The following is a 16,617-nucleotide window of genomic DNA, read 5'->3' as shown; positions in this document are numbered from 1 at the left end:
GGTTCCGAAACCGCGTCGGCGGCCCGGGACCCGGCGCGGGAGCGCAGCCCGGTGTACCAGCGCACGACCAGGACGACGGCGCCGGGCAGGCTCGCCACGAAGCTCAGCACGCCGTACACGACCGCGACGGCCACTCCGCTGCTCGCGCCCAGTCCGGCGGCGCCGAACGCCCAGGCGGTGACGCCCTCCCGGGGGCCGAACCCGCCGACGTTCAGCGGCAGGCCCATGGCGACCAGGGCGAGGACCGCGATCGGGACCAGCACCGCGACGGAGGCGCCGGAGCCGGCGACATGGGCGGCCACGACGAACATCGCGACGTGCCCGGCGAGCACGACCACCGAGGAGAGCGCGACGCCCGGCCCGTTGCCGCCGGACAGCAGGCCCTGGCGCGCCTCGCCGAGGGTCCTGCGCAGCGCGCCGCCGCGCCGGGAGGGCGCGCGGTTCATACGGACCGCGAGGACGACGGCGAGCGCGCCCGCCGCGGCCAGCGCCACCAGCGGGGCGAAGCCGCGCACGTCGTCCCGCACCGGGGACGGCAGGGTCAGCAGGGCCGCACCGCCGAGGACGGCCAGTGCGATCTGCCCGGCGACGCGCTCCAGGACGACCGCCCGCACGGCACGGCCCATGTCGCCTGCGCTCTGCCCGTGCCGGACCGCGCGGTGCACATCGCCGAGGACACCGCCGGGCAGGGCCGCGTTGAGGAACAGCGCGCGGTAGTAGTCGGCCACGGCGGGCCCGAGCGGCAGCCGGATCCGCAGGCCCCGGGCCACCAACTGCCAGCGCCAGGCGCTGAACACGGTGGTGACCACTCCGACGGCCACGGCGGCCAGCAGCGTGGGCGAATCGATCCGCCGCAGCCCGTCCAGGAAGACGCCGGTGCCGAGCTTCCACAGCAGCGCGGCGAGGATGGCGACTCCGGCGACGGTGCCGAAGTGCGCGCGCACGGCCCGGAGGTCGAGGCGGCCGAGGAGGCGGCGCGGGCCGGTGCCGCGCCGTTCCTCGGCACCCGGGGCGCCGTCCGAGACCGCGAGCGCACCGGCCGGGTCGAGTAGGGAGCCGCCATCGGACGCCTGGGCGGGTACAACGAGACGACCGCCGTCCCGCGGGCCCGCGGCCGCCGCGGTGCCGGTCCTGTGCACGCGCGCGCGTGCCGGTGCCGTGGGCGTCACGCGCGCGTGGCCGGCCGCCCGTATCGCGCGGGACGTCGCCCCGGCGCCCACCGCCTGGGTGCTCATGACGCCCCGCCCCTGGGCCGGGGCAGCGCCAGTACGTCGCTGTGGTGGACGACGACGTGCAGCCCACCGGCCTCGCAGGCGGCCAGCCGCTCCTGGAGGTAGCGGTCGGCGCGCTCGCGCAGTTCGGGGCGCTGGTCCACGGCCGCGCCCACCCAGCCACGCAGCCACTGAGCGGTCAGCGTCGACTCGGCCGGGCCCAGCCGCCACGGGCTCGGATTCACCTTCACCGTCGCGCCGCGCTCGCCGAAGACCTCTGAGGCCACGGTGACCGCGTCGGGGCCGAGGAGGCCGCCGCGGCGCTGGTGGGCGTTGAACGCCTCCGCCATGTCGGCGTCCAGCGGGTCCGACGGGGTGAGTTCGACGCGTCCGGCCACCGAGAGGGTCAGCAGGGCCGGGCAGCCGGCCCCGACGCAGGCGTCCGCGAGGGTCTCGACCTCCTCGCGGGTGAGGACGTCGAGCAGCGCGGAGGCCGTCACCAGGGAGGCGCCGGCCAGCGCCTCCGGGGTCAGCCGGGCCATCTCGCCGCGCCGCGTCTCCACCGTGACCCGGCTGCCGTCGGCGGCGGCGCGCGGCGAGGCCACGGCGGCGAAGTGCAGGAGGTAGGGGTCGCGGTCGTGCAGGATCCAGTGCTGGGCGCCGTCGAGCCGGGGCGCGAGCCAGCGGCCCATCGAGCCGGTGCCGCAGCCGAGGTCGTGCACGGCGAACCCGCCCGTGCGCCCCGGCAGGTTGGCGAGCCGGATGCGCAGCGGGTCGAGCAGATCCAGCGCGCGGGCGGCCGCGTCGGCGCTCTCCCGCAGCTCCAGCCACTCGGGCGCGTACCGCGGCGGCTCCTCGGACCCGCCCTCCCGCAGCCGCACGGTGGCCCGCTCCCCGGGCCGGGTCACGGGTCCGGCACCTGCGATCACGTCGGACACCCCCTCCTCGCTCTGCGGTCCGGACACGGGCGCATGCTCCTCGCCGCGCGGCCCCGGCTGTGCCGGGATCGCCCCGGTCGGCGTGGTCACCTTCGTCTTCCTCATGCCGCCCTCCGGGGTTCGTCAGGGAGCCTCAGCAGGACTCCGGCCAGGCTGCGGGCCGTGGTCGCCCAGCCGTCGAGAGCCGCGCGGCGGCCGCGGGCGGCGGCCTTGAGCCGGCGGCGCACATCGGCCTCGCCGAACCAGCCGCGCAGTTCGGCGGCGAGCGCGGCGGGGTCCTCCGGCGGCACGAGAATGCCGGGCACGCCGCCGTCGGGGGCGCGGCCGACCGCCTCGGGCAGACCGCCGACATCGGTCGCGAGGACCGGGATGCCCCGGGCCAGGGCCTCCGTGACGGCCATGCCGTACGTCTCCGCGTACGAGGTGAGGACCATCAGGTCGGCGGCGGCGTAGCTGGCGTCGAGGTCGGCGCCGGCGCGGGGGCCCACCAGGTGCAGACGGTCCGTCAGGCCGTACCTCGCGATCAGGGACCGCAGGTGTGCGACGTACTCCGGGTCGTGCCCGAGTCCGCCCACGCAGACACAGTCCCACGGCAGGTCCCGTACCGTCGCGAGGGCCTCGACCAGCCGGTGCTGCCCCTTGCGCGGGGTCACCGCGGCCACGCACAGCAGATGCGAGACGCCGTCGGTACCGGGGGCGAGCGGCGCGATGTCGGCGCCGGGGGCGGCGACATGGACGCGCTCGGGGGCGAGCCCGTGGTGGGAGACGAGGCGGCGGACCGCCCAGTCGCTGGTGGCCACGACGGCGGGTACGGCCCGCAGCACCGCGCGCTCCCGGGCGTCCAGGTCCGCGGCCACCGACGGGTCGAGGCCCGTCTCGTCGCCGAGCGGGAGGTGCACGAGCACCGCGAGGCGCAGGCGTTCCGCCTCGGGGGCGACGATCTCGGGGACGCCACAGGCGACCAGCCCGTCCAGCAGGACGACCGTGCCGTCCGGCAGTTCCCGCAGCGTGCGGGCGAGTTCGTCACGGGCGGCCGCACCGGGCCGGGGCCAGGCCCCGTCGACGGCGTGCTTGGTGACCTGCCAGCCGAAACCGGGCAGGTCCAGGCAGACGCGCCGGTCGTAGGCGTTTCCGCCGCTCGGCGAGGCCGGGTCGTCGACGCCGCCCGGCATCACGAAGTGCACGGTGCGCAGGGACATGGGCATGATCCCGACGTTCGCAGGGGCGGCCGCGCGCTGCGCGGGCACATAGGTCAGGGCCGGGGCCCGGTCGATGGCCATGTCGGTCACAGGCCACGCTCGTAACTCGCCCAGGCGACATGCGACTCGTGCAGGGTGACCGTGATGCCCGCCAGGCCCTTGGCGCCCTCCCCCAGGGCGCCCTTCTCGATGCGCTCGGCAAGCCGGTCGGCGATGACCTTCGCGAGAAACTCCGTGGAGGTGTTGACGCCGGCGAAGTCGGGCTCGTCGTCGAGGTTGCGGTAGTTCAGCTCGCTGACGACGGCGCCCAGTTCCTGGGTGGCCAGTCCGATGTCGACGACGATGTTGTCGTCGTCCAGCTGCTCACGGCGGAAGGTGGCGTCCACGAGGAACGTGGCGCCGTGCAGTCGCTGCGCGGGCCCGAACACCTCGCCGCGGAAGCTGTGGGCGATCATGATGTGATCGCGGACGGTGATGCTGAACAACGGACGACCCTCCAGGTGCGGCACGTCTGGCCCCTCCGGCCCCTTGCTGGCGGGGATGCCGTGTAGTACGGCTCTTGGCTTCCCCGTGTTCAGCCTCCTCTCACTCTTTTCTCAGGTCAGACCCTTTTGTCGTCCGGAATTGAACAGGGCCGTCAGGCTGTGTCTTCGGGGCCGGCGTACCTGACCCGGTGGCACAGGGCGGGGATCTCGCCCGAGGCGAGCCTCGGCAGCACCGCCGGGAGCTCCTCGAACGGGCTCTCCCCGGTGACCAGCGCGTCCAGCGCCGGGTCGGCGAGCAGGTCGAGGGCGAGGGCGAGCCGGTCGGCGTAGCTGCGGCTCGCGCGGCGGGCCGGGGAGACGGTGCCGACCTGGCTGCTGCGGACGGTGAGCCGGCGCGAGTGGAAGGCCTCGCCGAGCGGGAGGGCGATGCGCCGGTCGCCGTACCAGCTCAGTTCGAGGACGGTGCCCTCGGCGCGGAGCAGTTCGAGGGAGCGGGCGAGTCCCTGTTCGGTGGCGCTGGCGTGGACGACCAGGTCGCAGTCGCCGAGGGCGTCCTCGGGCGGGGCGAAACCGACACCGAGGGCCTCGGCGGTCTTGGCGCGCGCCGGGTCGGCGTCGACCAACTGCAGCCGTACTCCCGGGAAGCGGGCCAGCAGGGCGGCCACCGAGCAGCCGACCATGCCGCCGCCGACCACCGCGATCCGGTCGCCGACCAGGGGGGCGGCGTCCCACAGGGCGTTCACGGCCGTCTCGACCGTCCCGGCGAGGACGGCCCGTTCGGCAGGCACGTTCTCCGGCACCGGGGTCACGGCGTTCACCGGAACGACGTAGCGGGTCTGGTGCGGATACAGACAGAAGACGGTTCGGCCGGTCAGCTCATCCGGTCCCTCCTCCACCACCCCGACATTGAGGTAGCCGTACTTCACCGGTCCGGGGAAGTCGCCCTCCTGGAACGGCGCCCGCATCGCGGTGTGCTGACTGGCCGGGACGCCCCCGCGGAAGACGAGCGTCTCCGTGCCGCGGCTCACGCCGGAGTAGAGCGAGCGCACCAGCACCTCGCCCTCGCCGGGCCCCGTGAGGGTGACGTCACGGATCTCGCCCTGACCCGGCGAGCTCAGCCAGAAAGCGCGCGCGGAGCGGTTCATCGGCATCCTCCTGAACGATCGGGAACCTGTTCACGTACCGAGATGTGCACAGGCCGCGCACAGTACGCGGCGGTGATCGACTCTGTCACTCGGCCGGAGGACGTGCGGTGGCCCTGAACAACACTTACGAAGCAAGGCTGGTCCAGCAGGAGACCGCTGTGGGAGCGGGCGTGCAGATCCTGTTGCTGGCCCTGCTCGGCTCGGCGATCGGCATGGGGCCGGCGGGCTGGCTGACGGGGCTCGCGTTCGCGATCGCGAGCTGGGCGGTGCTCTCGCGGGCGCTGCACCGCTCCCGGCTGCGTTCCTTCGGCCCGGCGAACCGGGTCACCCTCGGCCGGGCGACGCTGGTGGGCGGGGTGACGGCGCTGGTCGCGGACTCCTTCGAGAGCTCGCCGCCGGTCACGCTCCTGGTGGGCCTGACGGCCGTGGCGCTGATCCTGGACGGCGTGGACGGGAAGGTCGCCCGGCGCACCGGTACGTCGACGGCGCTGGGGGCGCGTTTCGACATGGAGGTCGACGCGTTCCTGATCCTGGTGCTGAGCGTGTACGTGTCGATGCAGCTCGGCTCGTGGGTGCTGCTGATCGGTGCGATGCGCTACGCGTTCGTCGCCGCGGCCAAGGTGGCGCCCTGGCTGAACGCGCCGCTGCCGCCGTCCTTCGCCCGCAAGACGGTCGCCGCGATCCAGGGCGTCTGTCTGCTGCTGGCCGGCTCGGAACTGCTCCCGCACGTCGCGAACATGGCGGTGGCGCTGCTGGCCCTGGGGTCGCTGCTGTGGTCGTTCGGCCGGGACGTGCTGTGGCTGTGGCGGACGTCCCGGGTCGTCGCGCAGGCGCCCGCCCGCGAGGCCCGGGAGGAGATGCTGGAGCTCGTCGCGCGGTGACACTCCCGCCCCGCACAGTACGAAGGGCCCGGATCGACTGCCGATCCGGGCCCTTCGCGTACGGCTGTTGTTATGACCGTGTCGACCGGCTCCGCAGGATCGCGACCGCCCCGGCCGCCAGGCCCAGCACGCCGACGATCAGCCCGGCGCTGCCGAGGCTGCGGGCGGTGGAGTCGTTGGATTCGCCGGAGTCCGAGGCGGCCCGTGCGGACCCGCTCTTCGCGTCACCGCTCTTGGTGTCGCCCTTCGCGCCCGACGAAGCGGCGCTTTCGTCGTCACCGGCCGCGAGCTTCAGCACCGGCGCGGGATTCTCCGACTCGTCCTCGCCGCCCTGCTCGATCCAGCGGACGACCTTGCCGTCGGAGTAGGTCTGGAGGGTCTTGAAGGTCAGCTGGTCGGCGTCCTCGGGCAATGCCCCGAAGGCCACGTCGAAGTCCTCGTACTGACCGGCCCCGATCTTCCCACCGGTCCAGGTGATCGCGGAGACGGCCTCGGTGATGGTGCCGTCGTCGGTCTTGACCGGATTCTTGAGCTTGGTGGTGGTCACCTTGGCGGTCCAGCCGTCCTGCGGGTGGACGAGCACCCCGAGGACGGGGTGGTCGGTGGGCAGGAAGACCTGGACCTCGGTCGTGCTCGCGCTGTCCTCCTCGTTGGGCACACGGAAGGTCAGCACACCGTCCGTGGCTCCCTTGGCGTAGCTCTCGGGGTGGACGGTGACATGCGCCGAGGCGATGCCCGCGGCGCCGAGGACCGCGGCGGCGGCGAGGGCGGTGACGGCGGCGGCACGGCGCAGGGCGATGCGTGTCGTGAACGTGGACATGGGTGAGTGGATCTCCGTACGGGATGAAGGGTGTGAGGCTGACTCGGATCGTGTTCAGATCGTGTACGGAATCCGGCCCGGAGGGCCTCGGCGACGCACCGCATACCGCAGGGGAAGCCGACGTGAGGGGGGAACGACGTCCGGGGAGCTGCGGAGCCCGTCGAGCAGCGCGGGCAACGGCGAGCCCCGCCACCAGGCCACCAGCCCCGGCACGAGCGCGACGGCACGGCGCAGCAGCGACCACAGTGCGGCCTCACCTCGCCGCAGCCACCAGGAGGCGACCAGCGCGGCGAGCACATGGGCGGCGGTGGCGTGCGCGGTGACCATGTGCGGCCGGGCCATGGCCGCCATGCCGTGGGCGTGCACGGCCGCCATGCCGTGGGCGTGCACGGCCGCCGTCCGCATGGCGTGCGCGGGCATGGGAGCGGCGGGCCGAGCCGCGTCGAAGCCGACGTGCAGCCCCACCTGGGTGACGAACATGGCCGCACCGATCCCCGCCAGCGACCGCTCCCTCCCGCCGAGCAGCCACCCCAGCGCGAACACGCCGAGGAAGGCGGCCGCATCGGCCCACAACGGCGGCATCGCCCCCATCGCGAGCCCGTGCCCGGCGGCAGCGAGCAGCACACACACCGCGGCGAACACAGCGGCGCGCAGACTCCTCACCGCCGGGGACGCGTTCATGGTCGGTGATCCTCCCATGGTGGGGGGACACGTGTCGCGACGACGCTCTGGTTCGGTGCGGACGCGCAGGCGAAGTCCCGTCACCCACGCAGCAGTTCACCGGGCCCGACCTGCGCAAGGAGCGGCGGCTCGCTCTCCCCTTCGTAGGCGAGGTGGAGCTCGCGCCGGGCACGCGTGGCCAGCACGTAGTACGTCATGCGCAGCGCGGCCGAGGTGGGATCGGCAGCCGCGTCGGTGTGCGCATCGGGGATCACGACCGTGTCGAAGCCCAGCCCCTTGGCGCTGGCACGGTGCACCAGCACGATCCCCGGGCGACCGAGGTCCAGCGTGCGGTAACGCCCGCCTTTGGCCATGGACGTGTACAGCTGCGGCTTGAGCCGGGGTGCCCTGTGCTCGATGCTGCCCAGCAGGGAGAACTGGGTGTGCTTCGAGTTCACGATCACCCCGATGCTGTGCTGCGGATGCTGCTGGGCCAGGAGGATCAGCAGATCGGCGGCGCCCTTGTGCGGCAGGCGGTGCAGCCGGGGCACGGGCCCGTCCCGTTCGGGCAGGTCGGGCAGGTCACTTCCGGTGTGGAAGTGCGCGGCGAGGGAGGCGATCTGGCGTGTGTTGCGATGGTTCCCGTCGAGGTCGTGCCGGGTGCACCGGCCCAGGCGCTGGGCTATCTCGGCAAGGGTGGAATTGGTGTCGGTCAGGCGCTGGCATTCGTCGGCGTACACCGTCACACGGGCCTGCAGCAGCCGGAGCAGCCGGTAGAACTCCGGGGGCAGATCCTGTCCCTCGTCGACGACCAGCGTGATGTCGGGATCGGGGTCCAGTTCGGCGGCCCGGTCGTAGCACGCCTCCCAGTCGTACGTGCCGTCCGCCGCGGCCGGAGCCCTGCCACCGAACCACTCCGTGAGCCACGCGTGGGCCGTCGACACACGCACGCTGCGGTCCCTCGGCCCCAGCGCATGGACGACCGCGGCCAGTGACTGGCGCAGGAGGTTGGAGCGGGTCAGCAGGGTGACCTGCGCTCCTGTCAGGGCGAGCATGATGGCACGCTGGGCCGCGAGCAGGCTCTTGCCGCTGCCCGGTGGACCGCTGACCAGATGACTGCCGTCGAAGGGGAGGTCGTCGAGGCTGTCCCGCTGCCGGGGTGAGAGATCGAGATAGCTGACGGTCACGACTGCTCCAGGGCGGTTGCCGCGGCGGCAAGGGCGGTTCCGACGACCGACTCCAGATAGCCGGGCACCCCCTGACCGCCGATGACCAGGGCGCGGTCGAGGAGGGCGTTGCCTGCTTCGCAGCTCGTCTCGGGGAGGAGCGCGCAGGCGTGGCAGGCCGCGCGGTTGAGGTTGGCGAAGCCCTGTCCGGTGTGCTCGGCGCACAGCGGATCCGCCGAACACCAGGCGGCCGCCTCGGTCATACGCAGCAGAGTTTCCGCCAGGCGCGGCGCCTCACCCTGGCGCACGAGGCCGCCGAGGGTGCCCTCGGCGTCTCCGGCGGCGGTGTAGACGAGGATGCCGTACTGGTCCTGTTCGGGGCGCGCGTAGATGCGTTCGCGCAGGCTCGCCGTGGTGTATCCGGATTCGAAGGAGAGCTGACGGATCAGCAGATGGGCGAGCGTGTGCAGGAGGACGAAGCGTGGGGCGAGCTCCGGACCGGTGAGATGTTCCAGGCGGTCCTTCTGGAAGGAGCGGTCGAGGTCGGCGCGCATCCCCGCGACCCGGTGGCGGACTTTCGCGTCCGCTTCCCATGCGGAGAGCTCACGCCGGTCCAGCGCCAGGAAGATCCCCTCTCCGAAGACCTCCACGGCGGGCAGCCACCTGAGGCGCCGCGCCGTGTCGGACGGCACGACCGTGGCATCGGGTGAGACCCGGGTGAAGCCCGACAGGGCGCGGACTTCGCGCAACCGGTCGGCGAGGACGACCCGGCCGAGCCGCCGACGCAGGCCGGCCCACGGTTCCTCGGTCTCGCCGTCCAGGCCCAGGGTGGTCTCGCGCAGCGCGAAGTCCCGCGTCGGTGGCGGGGGCGGAGCGGTGAAGGCGGCCCACTCCTCCCGGCTCAGGTCGGGCCGGGCGGGAGCGGACGGTGTGTCGGACGACGGCGCCGGAGTGTGCCCGGTCTCCTCGGCGACGAGGGCGTCGAGGAGTGCCTCGTCGGCTCCCGTGTCCTCCATGATGACGTCCCGGAACATACCGGCCCGCGGCTTCCCGATGTACCGGCACAGTTGCACCCACAGGTCGTGTTCACGCACCCGCCGGGCGAGCTCCTCGTCCGCGTGCGCCGGGACCTCGGTCTCGGGGATGTCGAGCGCCGAGTGCACGATCGGGTAGTACAGGTTTCCCGCCGTGCGCTGCACCACCTGAACCGGCTTGACGCACTCCACGGCCTCGCTCGCCCGCTGCCAGGGGTTGCGTCCGGAACACCGCATGCCGTGCGTTCCGAGGATGTCGAGCAGATCACGCGCGGCTCCGCACCCCTTCGCGGTGCAGACCACGGAGAGCGCTTCGAGTCCGGAGGAGCGGTCGGAGACGAGGAAGCGCAGTCTCTCGCGCTCGGCACACTGACGGCGCTCGCCGGCGTCACGCCGGGAGTGCGCCCAGAACCACCAGTCGATGTCGCTGAGGTGGCCGGCCGCGCAGATCTGCACGAACCGCATGGGCGCGAGTGTCCGCGCCGGCGAACAGGAGGGACAGCGCGGCGGCTGACCGGGCTTCTCGTCGGCGATGCGCCACCGCTTCATGCGCCGGCAGGCCCCGCAGAAGAGCCAGGAGGGGAAGCGGACGTACGGCGCTCCCGGGGCGTCCGGCGTGTCATAACGGTCGTTGGCCGTGGCCGGAGCAGCGTAGAAGCCCGTGACTCCGAGCCGGGAGGCCAGTCGCGGGGACTCGACCTGCTGCCTGCCCCGCCCCGGCCAGTCGCCGATTCCCGTGGCGACGAAGGACTCGCCCTGGATGTCGAACACGGCCCCGACCCCGAACGGGACGACCGTCTGCGACTGGCGTACCCGCAGCGTGCGGCTCACAGGTCGGCTCCCTTCACCATCACCTGACACTCCCGGTCCACGTTGCGCATGGAGTTGGGCGTCTCCCACAGCCCGTACTTCTGCTCAAAGCTCTTGATCAAGTTCGACTGCCCCTTGCCCTGGCTGCGGTAGTACAGCTCCCGGCCGTGCTTGTGCGCCTCACGAGCGGCGTCCTCCCAGTCGGCGATGAGGTCCGCCAGTTCCTTGCGTACGGCCTCGCCGGTGGCCGGTTCGCAGACTTCCGCGCGCCGGGCGAGCCGGTCCGCGAGCGCCTCGACCTCCGGGAGGCGGTCGACGATGTGACCTGCCTGGTTCTCCGCAGCCAGCCCGAGCCCGTGACGTACGAGGATGACGAGAGCGGCGTGCAGGGCCCGGCGCCGCGAGGGCACGGACCACGGTGTGACGCTGGTGGGCTCGACGTGCCGGTAGAGGGAACGGTGGTAGATGTCGAACGTCTCGTAGTGCGAACGGTCACGCGGGCGCGTGGCGTTGAAGAACGTGACGACGAGTCCGGGTACGGAGCTGCGCCCCACGCGGCTGGTGGCCTGGATGTACTCGGCGGTCGTCTTCGGCTGCCCCTGCATGAGCATGAGGGCGAGACGCTTCACGTCGACACCCACGGAGAGCATGTTCGTGCAGGGGAGGAAGGACACCGACGCGGGGTCGTTCCAGGGCTTCTCCAGCCGGTCGAGCAGCACGGGCTGTTCCGCGCGCGGCAGATTGCTGGTCAGCTCCTGTACCTGATGGTCCGGAAGCTGCCTGGTGCCCGCTCCCGTGTCGAGCCCGGTGAGCTGTGCGGGGATGTCGTCGCCCGCGGCCGTGACGGTACGACCGAGCTCGCGCAGGCTGTGGTGGTAGGCGACCAGGGTCCAGTAGGCGTCGCGGTGTTCCTCGGGCAGTTCCCACGCCCCCTGGAGCAGGGTGGCCGCGGTGGCGACGGAGGCGCGACCCGCGGTGTGCCCCTGGGCCATGACGCCGACGTAGAGGCGGCCGGGACGAGAGGAGTCCTGTTCGGCGAAGTACGAGTGGCGGGCGTCCAGTCCGGCGGGCGGAAAGAGCTGGACTCCGCCGCCGTACAGGGCCCGGATCTGCTCACCGGAGCGGCGGATCGTGGCGGTTGAGGCGATGACCTTCGGACCGGTGCCGTCGGGTGCGGCGCACAGGCCGAGGATCGCGGATTCGTAGAGGCCCACGGTGGTGCCGAGGGGGCCGGTGAGCAGGTGCAGCTCGTCCTGGATGACCAGGGACGGCGGCCGGTCGGCGCTCCCGGCTCCGAACAGCCGGCCCGCGCGCGGTTCCCAGGCGAGCCGGGCGAACTTGTCCACCGTGCCGAGGACGAACGTGGGCGGGTGATCGTAGAGATGCTCGTCGACGACGGCGACCGGCAGTCCGGCGTGGAAGGCGCATTCCTCGCGCGGGCAGAAGAACGCGAAGGAGTCGGCGTCGGCGCGTACCCCGTAGTCCGCGATGTCGGGGGACTTGTGTGCGGGAAGGATGCGGGTCCCGCACCACGGGCAGCGGTCGAGGATGAACACGTCGTCGGGGCGGGCCGCGGCACGCTCGCTGTCGAAGGCCGCGCGGGCCTTCTCGTAGGTGTTCGGCGTGGTGGTCTCGCCCACCCACAGGCCGATCGAGAAGGGCTCCGCACCGTAGCTGTCCGGGTCGGCACGGCGCAGCGTCTCCAGGGCGCAGATGGTCGTCGCCGCGCGCTGGAACTGCTGGGTCGTCAGCAGGCTGAGGGTGTACCGGCTCAGGACTGCCGTGCCTCCGCCGTCCGGTTCGCGTCTGCGCAGGAGCATCACGAAGGCGGCGAGCAGCAGATAGGCCTCCGTCTTGCCGCCGCCGGTCGGGAACCAGATCAGGTCCGTGATGTCCCGGTCCTCGTGCCGGGGGTCGACCGCACCCTCCAGGGCCAGGAGGAAGAAGGCCAGCTGGAACGGGCGCCACGTGGCCTCGGGCTTCGGCTGAGGATCGACCGGAACCCCCGCGCCGCGGGAGCGTCGGCTGCCGGCGAGGTCGGGGGCCGAGTGGCGCATCTGGAGCGCCATGGCCCGGTTGGCGGCCCTGAAGGCGTGCAGGAGTTCCGGCCGTCCGGGATCACAGAGGGTGCGCACACCGGACTCGATACGACTGACTGCCGTATTGACGCGGGCGAGAATGCGGTCCGCGGCCTCACGTCCCCAGTCGGGGACGTCCCTGTTCAACTGCCCCACGTACCAGGCGCGGTAGTCCGCGGCGAACTCCCATAGCTCTTCGCGGAGTTGGTCGGCAGAGATGTGCGGATCGGCAAGGTGCAGGAGGTTCAGCACGGGAGTGTCGCCGAGGCCTGCCGCGCGGACACCGCGCACCTCGGCCTGCGGCATGACGGCTGCCCGGAGGGCGGTCACGCGCGTGCCTCCCCCGTCGTGCACTTCCTCGACCGCGCAGCCGTGGCCGACGGCATGCGTGCGCACATGCTCGTACTGCAGGCGCAACTCCTGTTCCTCGGGGTCGCGGCTCGCCAGTCGGACACTCGGATACTGGCGCACCCCGCCGTCTGTTGGCCGTGCCTCCAGACCCACTTGGAAGAGCATGCGATCCCACTGCGCGGCCTTCCCCATGGCCTGCTCGTGGCGAGCGGTGTTGACCAGGGCCACGGTGACCAGCTGACCGGTGCCGAACACCCGCCGGGTCACCAGGACTTCGGCCCTGCCGTCGAGGACCTGGACCCGCTCGCGGTCGGGGGTGAGGGTGTGCGTCTCCGCGGCCAGCGGGACGCGTTCCCAGCGCCGGCCACGCTCGCCGGTCGCGGCCCGCGTCTCGTAGCGCGCGCCCACGCAGGCGACTTCGATGGTGGTGGCGTCGGTGTAGAAACTGAAGCCCAGGGAGGAGGGCAGCCAGGAGTTGGACTCGGGCACAGGATCGTCGGCGGGGGCCGTGTCGTCGGCCGCACCTTCCGTCCCAGTGCCGTCCGGCTCCTCCGCCGCAAGATACAAGTGCCGCTGGAGGTCGGCCTCCTGGGGATACAGCGTGCCCATGAGGTACTGACGGTCCGGCGGGGCGTCGAGCGTCTCGTACTCGCCTCCGGCGGGGCCGACCAGCTGCCGGTGAATGTAGGAGACGAGCTCCTGTCTGGGGTCCATGGATTCCTCGAAGAGTCTGCGAAGGCGGGAAGGCATGTGGGGCGTCAGGGCCGACGCCAGCGGTCCCGCAACGATGTACGGGGCGTGCCGCCCGCCCGCTCCGCGGCAAGCTGTTCCTGGAGTTCGGTGATGCGCGCCCAGGCGTCGTGCTCGGTCTGGGCGAGGTGCTCGGCGGCACGCTGCTCGACCGCCTCCACCTGCTGCCGGGCTGCCTGAAGAGCGTGATCCCGTTCGGCGAGCAGGGACTCGGCCCGTCGCAGCCTGGCCTCCAGGTCGGCGATGCGCGCCTCGGTGTCCTCGCGGTACTGGCGCAGCCGCCGGTCCGCTTCGCCCGCCCGCTGCCGGTAGAAGTCGGCGTGCTCGCCCCGGCGGACCGCTTCCTGGAGTGCCGCCCGGTGCTCTTCACTGCGTTGCGAAAGGCGTTCCTCGCACTCGGCACGGACACTCCGCTCACGCCGCACGAGTGACGTGTCCACACGGCGCAGGAGTGCCTCTTCCAGGGCGTCCAGCTGCCGCTCGGTCTGCGCCTCGGCTGCGGCGACCCGGACGTCGGCGGCCTCCCGCTCCGCGGCCAGGCACTCTTGGTACTCAACCCGCACGCGTGCCATCTGCACCTCGTGCTCACGGCGGACTTCGGCGAGCTGCAGGTCGGCTTCGGCGCGGAACCGCGCGAGTTCCTCCTCCGCAGCGTCTTGCTGCGGGGCGGGCTCCTCGTCCGCCTCCGCTTGGCTCCGAACGGGTTGTACCCCCCGGTCAGTGCCGGGGCCGGGTCTGGACGACTGCGCTTCTTCGGGCGCGGGGGCCGGTTCCGCGGCACGTTCTTCCGATGGGCTCGTGGAGCGGTCCTGCGTATCCTCCGCGATCCCGGTCGACGTCTCCGCAGCCGGCTTTGGCCTCGAGACCTCGGCGGTGAACTCCCGCAGTGCGTCGCGCAGGGCAAGGCGTGACTCGGTGTTCACCAGTGGCTTCCTCGCCAGATACGCTCGCGGAGTCACACCGACCAGCGCTTCGGCCGGCCGCTCGAAGAAGTCCTCCGGCCGGTAACCGGCATGCTTCAGAGTGTCGAAGACCCGCTGCAGGACTTCCAGGGCGGCGAGCACCTGCTGGTCCGGAGTCCCGCGCTCCCGCACCGCGCGTACCACGGCCGCGACGGCAGCCGGCCCGAGTATCACCGTGAGCTGGGAATGTCCCAGCGCGAGCAGCGCGTACTCGGCGAGCCACTCGATTCCCCCCTCGAACGTCACCGACATCCGCACTGCCTTGTCCCAGTCCGCCGTGTACCCCATGGATCGGGGTACATGGGTTTCCGAGGCCTGTGGCGGAGTCGGTGTGGGCACCGCTGGGGCAGGGGGCTCGTCCGAAACCAATACGTGGGCCGAAGAGGCCGTCTCCGCGGGAGGTTCGAGCACCTCCTCCTCATGCCGACCGCTCTCGTCCGCCTCAGCCGTCTCCTCCTCGGTCGGTGCTTCCCGCTCCGCGTCCGGTCGCGGTTTCGTGACAGCGACGGCAGCCGGAGCCTTGCCACGCGCTCGTCGCTTCTTCGAGCGACCCTGCTCCCCGTCCTCGTCGGTTCCCTGCCCGTCCCAATCCCGGAATGCGCCGGCAACTCCTGCCATCCGCAGCCGCTGCCTGAACATCGGAAGGGTCTTGCTCTCCACCTGCCGGATACGCTCCCGGGTCACCCCGAACTCCCGCCCCAACTCGTCGAGCGTGGAGGGCTCGTCGCCGTCGAGGCCGAGACGCCGGACGAGGACACGGGCGCTGCGTTCGTCGAACGTGTCCACGACGGACATCACGTCGTCCATCAGGAGTGTGTCCAGCACGCCGTGCTCCACCGAGGGCAGGGCATTGACCTCCCCCAGGAGGTCGCCGAGGGTGGCGCCGTCGCTGATGACGCGGTCCAGCGAGTCGGTGCGCCGGCTCAGCTTCCGGATCTCCTCTACCTTGCGCACACTCATGTCACAGTGGACAGCCACGTCGGCCGCCCCCGCGGCCCGCCCCTGCGCGGCCAGGGCACGTTCGGCGGCCGCCACCTTGCGCATCTGCTCGTGCATATGAACCGGGATCCTGATGAGGGCACCTTCGTCCGCGATGCCCCGCGTGATCGACTGCCGGATCCACCAGGTCGCGTACGTCGAGAACTTGTTGCCCATGGTCGGATCGAACTTCCGCGCGGCCCGCATCAGCCCCAGGGCGCCGTGCTGGACCAGGTCCTCATAGTCCAGCCCCTGTTCCAGATAGGGGCGCACCAGGGAATGCACGAGCCGCAGATTGTGCAGTACCAGGCAGTCCCGGGCCCGGATCCTGAGGTCTCCGGGCGGCAGGGCGCTCAGCTCCGCGTCCGTGGGCTCCTGCCCCACATGGTCCGCGCCGCCGCGCAGCAGCACGGTGAGGCCGACCTCCGCTTCGGCCGTCAGCAGATACTTCTCGGCCCGCCGACGGAAGCGGTCCTCTTCCAGCACGGACATGCCTGCGACCACAGCAGCGGCGAAGTCACCGTCCGCCGACACGACAGCCCCGGGCGGCTCGGACGGCTCGGGCAGCGGTGCACCCTCTTCGTCCGGACCGTGCTCCCTCGTTCCCTCGGCCGCTTGCACGTTGGTTGCCGCCCGCAGTGCCGCCGCCTCGCGCGTGTTGAGTCCAGCCAGCCGGACGACCCCTTCCAGGGCCCGAGACGTGACTTGGCCCTGGGCGTCCGCGTAGCGCCCGAGCAGCGCCAGCACCTGGCCAGCCCGAGGGAACACATTTTCTACACGATTCCGTGCAACCCTTTCCACATCCGGATGGTCGCCATCTGTATGCGCCACCGATTCCTGGACAGGCACCCCAAGCCTGGCCAGTTCCGCCCGCAGCCGCTCCCGCTCGGCCTCCCCGAGTCCAAGCTTCTGCACCTGCGCCATGAACGCACCCTCCGGCACGATGCCGTCCACCGCCGCGCGCCGGAGCTGAACCAGCAACTCGGCAAGTGCAGCCCTGGTGACGGGCGCACCCTGTACGCCGACTGCCTGATGCCGCATGTCGTCCACTCCCACCCCAACTACACGCCATACCGTAGAGGTGACGCGTTAACAGTGTCAACGGATCTCACATCTATGAAAGTTGACACCCCTCGTGTACGGTAACCG

At 72.0% G+C, this 16,617-nt stretch carries 11 protein-coding genes and 1 pseudogene; 1 reads left to right on the top strand and 11 read right to left on the bottom strand.

The window, feature by feature from the left end; genetic code table 11:
- Positions 1-140: 140 nt before the first annotated feature.
- The 5 genes and pseudogenes from ACZ4EG_RS19655 to ACZ4EG_RS19635 all read right to left on the bottom strand — a co-directional run.
- A pseudogene (locus ACZ4EG_RS19655) lies at positions 141-1,235 on the bottom strand (lysylphosphatidylglycerol synthase transmembrane domain-containing protein); the annotation flags it as partial.
- Entirely contained in the window at positions 1,232-2,254 is a 1,023-nt protein-coding gene (locus ACZ4EG_RS19650) for a trans-aconitate methyltransferase (protein ID WP_453545192.1), read from the bottom strand. The gene ACZ4EG_RS19650 and the pseudogene ACZ4EG_RS19655, both read right to left, overlap by 4 nt.
- Complete coding sequence (locus ACZ4EG_RS19645; protein WP_467791675.1) at positions 2,251-3,429, bottom strand: glycosyltransferase family 4 protein; 1,179 nt, start codon at positions 3,427-3,429, stop codon at positions 2,251-2,253. The genes ACZ4EG_RS19650 and ACZ4EG_RS19645 overlap by 4 nt, the downstream gene beginning before the upstream one ends.
- Positions 3,430-3,434: 5 nt before the next feature.
- Positions 3,435-3,833, bottom strand: a complete 399-nt coding sequence (locus ACZ4EG_RS19640) for a 6-pyruvoyl trahydropterin synthase family protein (protein ID WP_263214598.1) — start codon at positions 3,831-3,833, stop codon at positions 3,435-3,437.
- A 152-nt stretch (positions 3,834-3,985) separates the two neighbouring features.
- Positions 3,986-4,978: a zinc-dependent alcohol dehydrogenase gene (locus ACZ4EG_RS19635; protein ID WP_467791469.1), complete on the bottom strand. Its 993-nt coding sequence runs from the start codon at positions 4,976-4,978 to the stop codon at positions 3,986-3,988.
- Positions 4,979-5,085: 107 nt separating this feature from the next.
- Here ACZ4EG_RS19635 and ACZ4EG_RS19630 point away from each other — a divergent pair, with 107 nt between their 5' ends.
- Positions 5,086-5,859, top strand: a complete 774-nt coding sequence (locus tag ACZ4EG_RS19630) for a CDP-alcohol phosphatidyltransferase family protein (RefSeq protein WP_467791468.1) — start codon at positions 5,086-5,088, stop codon at positions 5,857-5,859.
- A gap of 70 nt (positions 5,860-5,929) precedes the next feature.
- Here ACZ4EG_RS19630 and ACZ4EG_RS19625 read toward each other — a convergent pair whose 3' ends face one another.
- The 6 genes from ACZ4EG_RS19625 to ACZ4EG_RS19600 form a co-directional block, all read right to left on the bottom strand.
- A complete protein-coding gene (locus tag ACZ4EG_RS19625; RefSeq protein WP_467791467.1) occupies positions 5,930-6,679 on the bottom strand; it encodes a YcnI family protein in 750 nt (249 codons plus the stop codon).
- Between the two features lie 54 nt (positions 6,680-6,733).
- Positions 6,734-7,360, bottom strand: coding sequence for a hypothetical protein (locus ACZ4EG_RS19620; RefSeq protein ID WP_467791466.1), 627 nt, complete (start codon positions 7,358-7,360; stop codon positions 6,734-6,736).
- 80 nt (positions 7,361-7,440) lie between these two features.
- Positions 7,441-8,526 carry a DEAD/DEAH box helicase gene (locus ACZ4EG_RS19615; protein ID WP_467791465.1) on the bottom strand — a complete coding sequence of 362 codons (1,086 nt, stop codon included), beginning with the start codon at positions 8,524-8,526 and terminating at the stop codon, positions 7,441-7,443.
- A complete protein-coding gene (drmB, locus tag ACZ4EG_RS19610; protein WP_467791464.1) occupies positions 8,523-10,370 on the bottom strand; it encodes a DrmB family protein in 1,848 nt (615 codons plus the stop codon). Before drmB ends, ACZ4EG_RS19615 begins: the two co-directional genes overlap by 4 nt.
- Entirely contained in the window at positions 10,367-13,492 is a 3,126-nt protein-coding gene (locus ACZ4EG_RS19605; protein ID WP_467791463.1) for a helicase-related protein, read from the bottom strand. Before ACZ4EG_RS19605 ends, drmB begins: the two co-directional genes overlap by 4 nt.
- A gap of 44 nt (positions 13,493-13,536) precedes the next feature.
- Positions 13,537-16,509: a sigma-70 family RNA polymerase sigma factor gene (locus ACZ4EG_RS19600; protein ID WP_467791462.1), complete on the bottom strand. Its 2,973-nt coding sequence runs from the start codon at positions 16,507-16,509 to the stop codon at positions 13,537-13,539.
- Positions 16,510-16,617: the final 108 nt, after the last annotated feature.

The sequence above is a fragment of the Streptomyces sp. NPDC025638 genome (assembly GCF_055558775.1).
The sequence above is the reverse complement of the archived record's forward strand: the minus strand, read 5'-3'. Positions and strand labels throughout refer to the sequence as shown.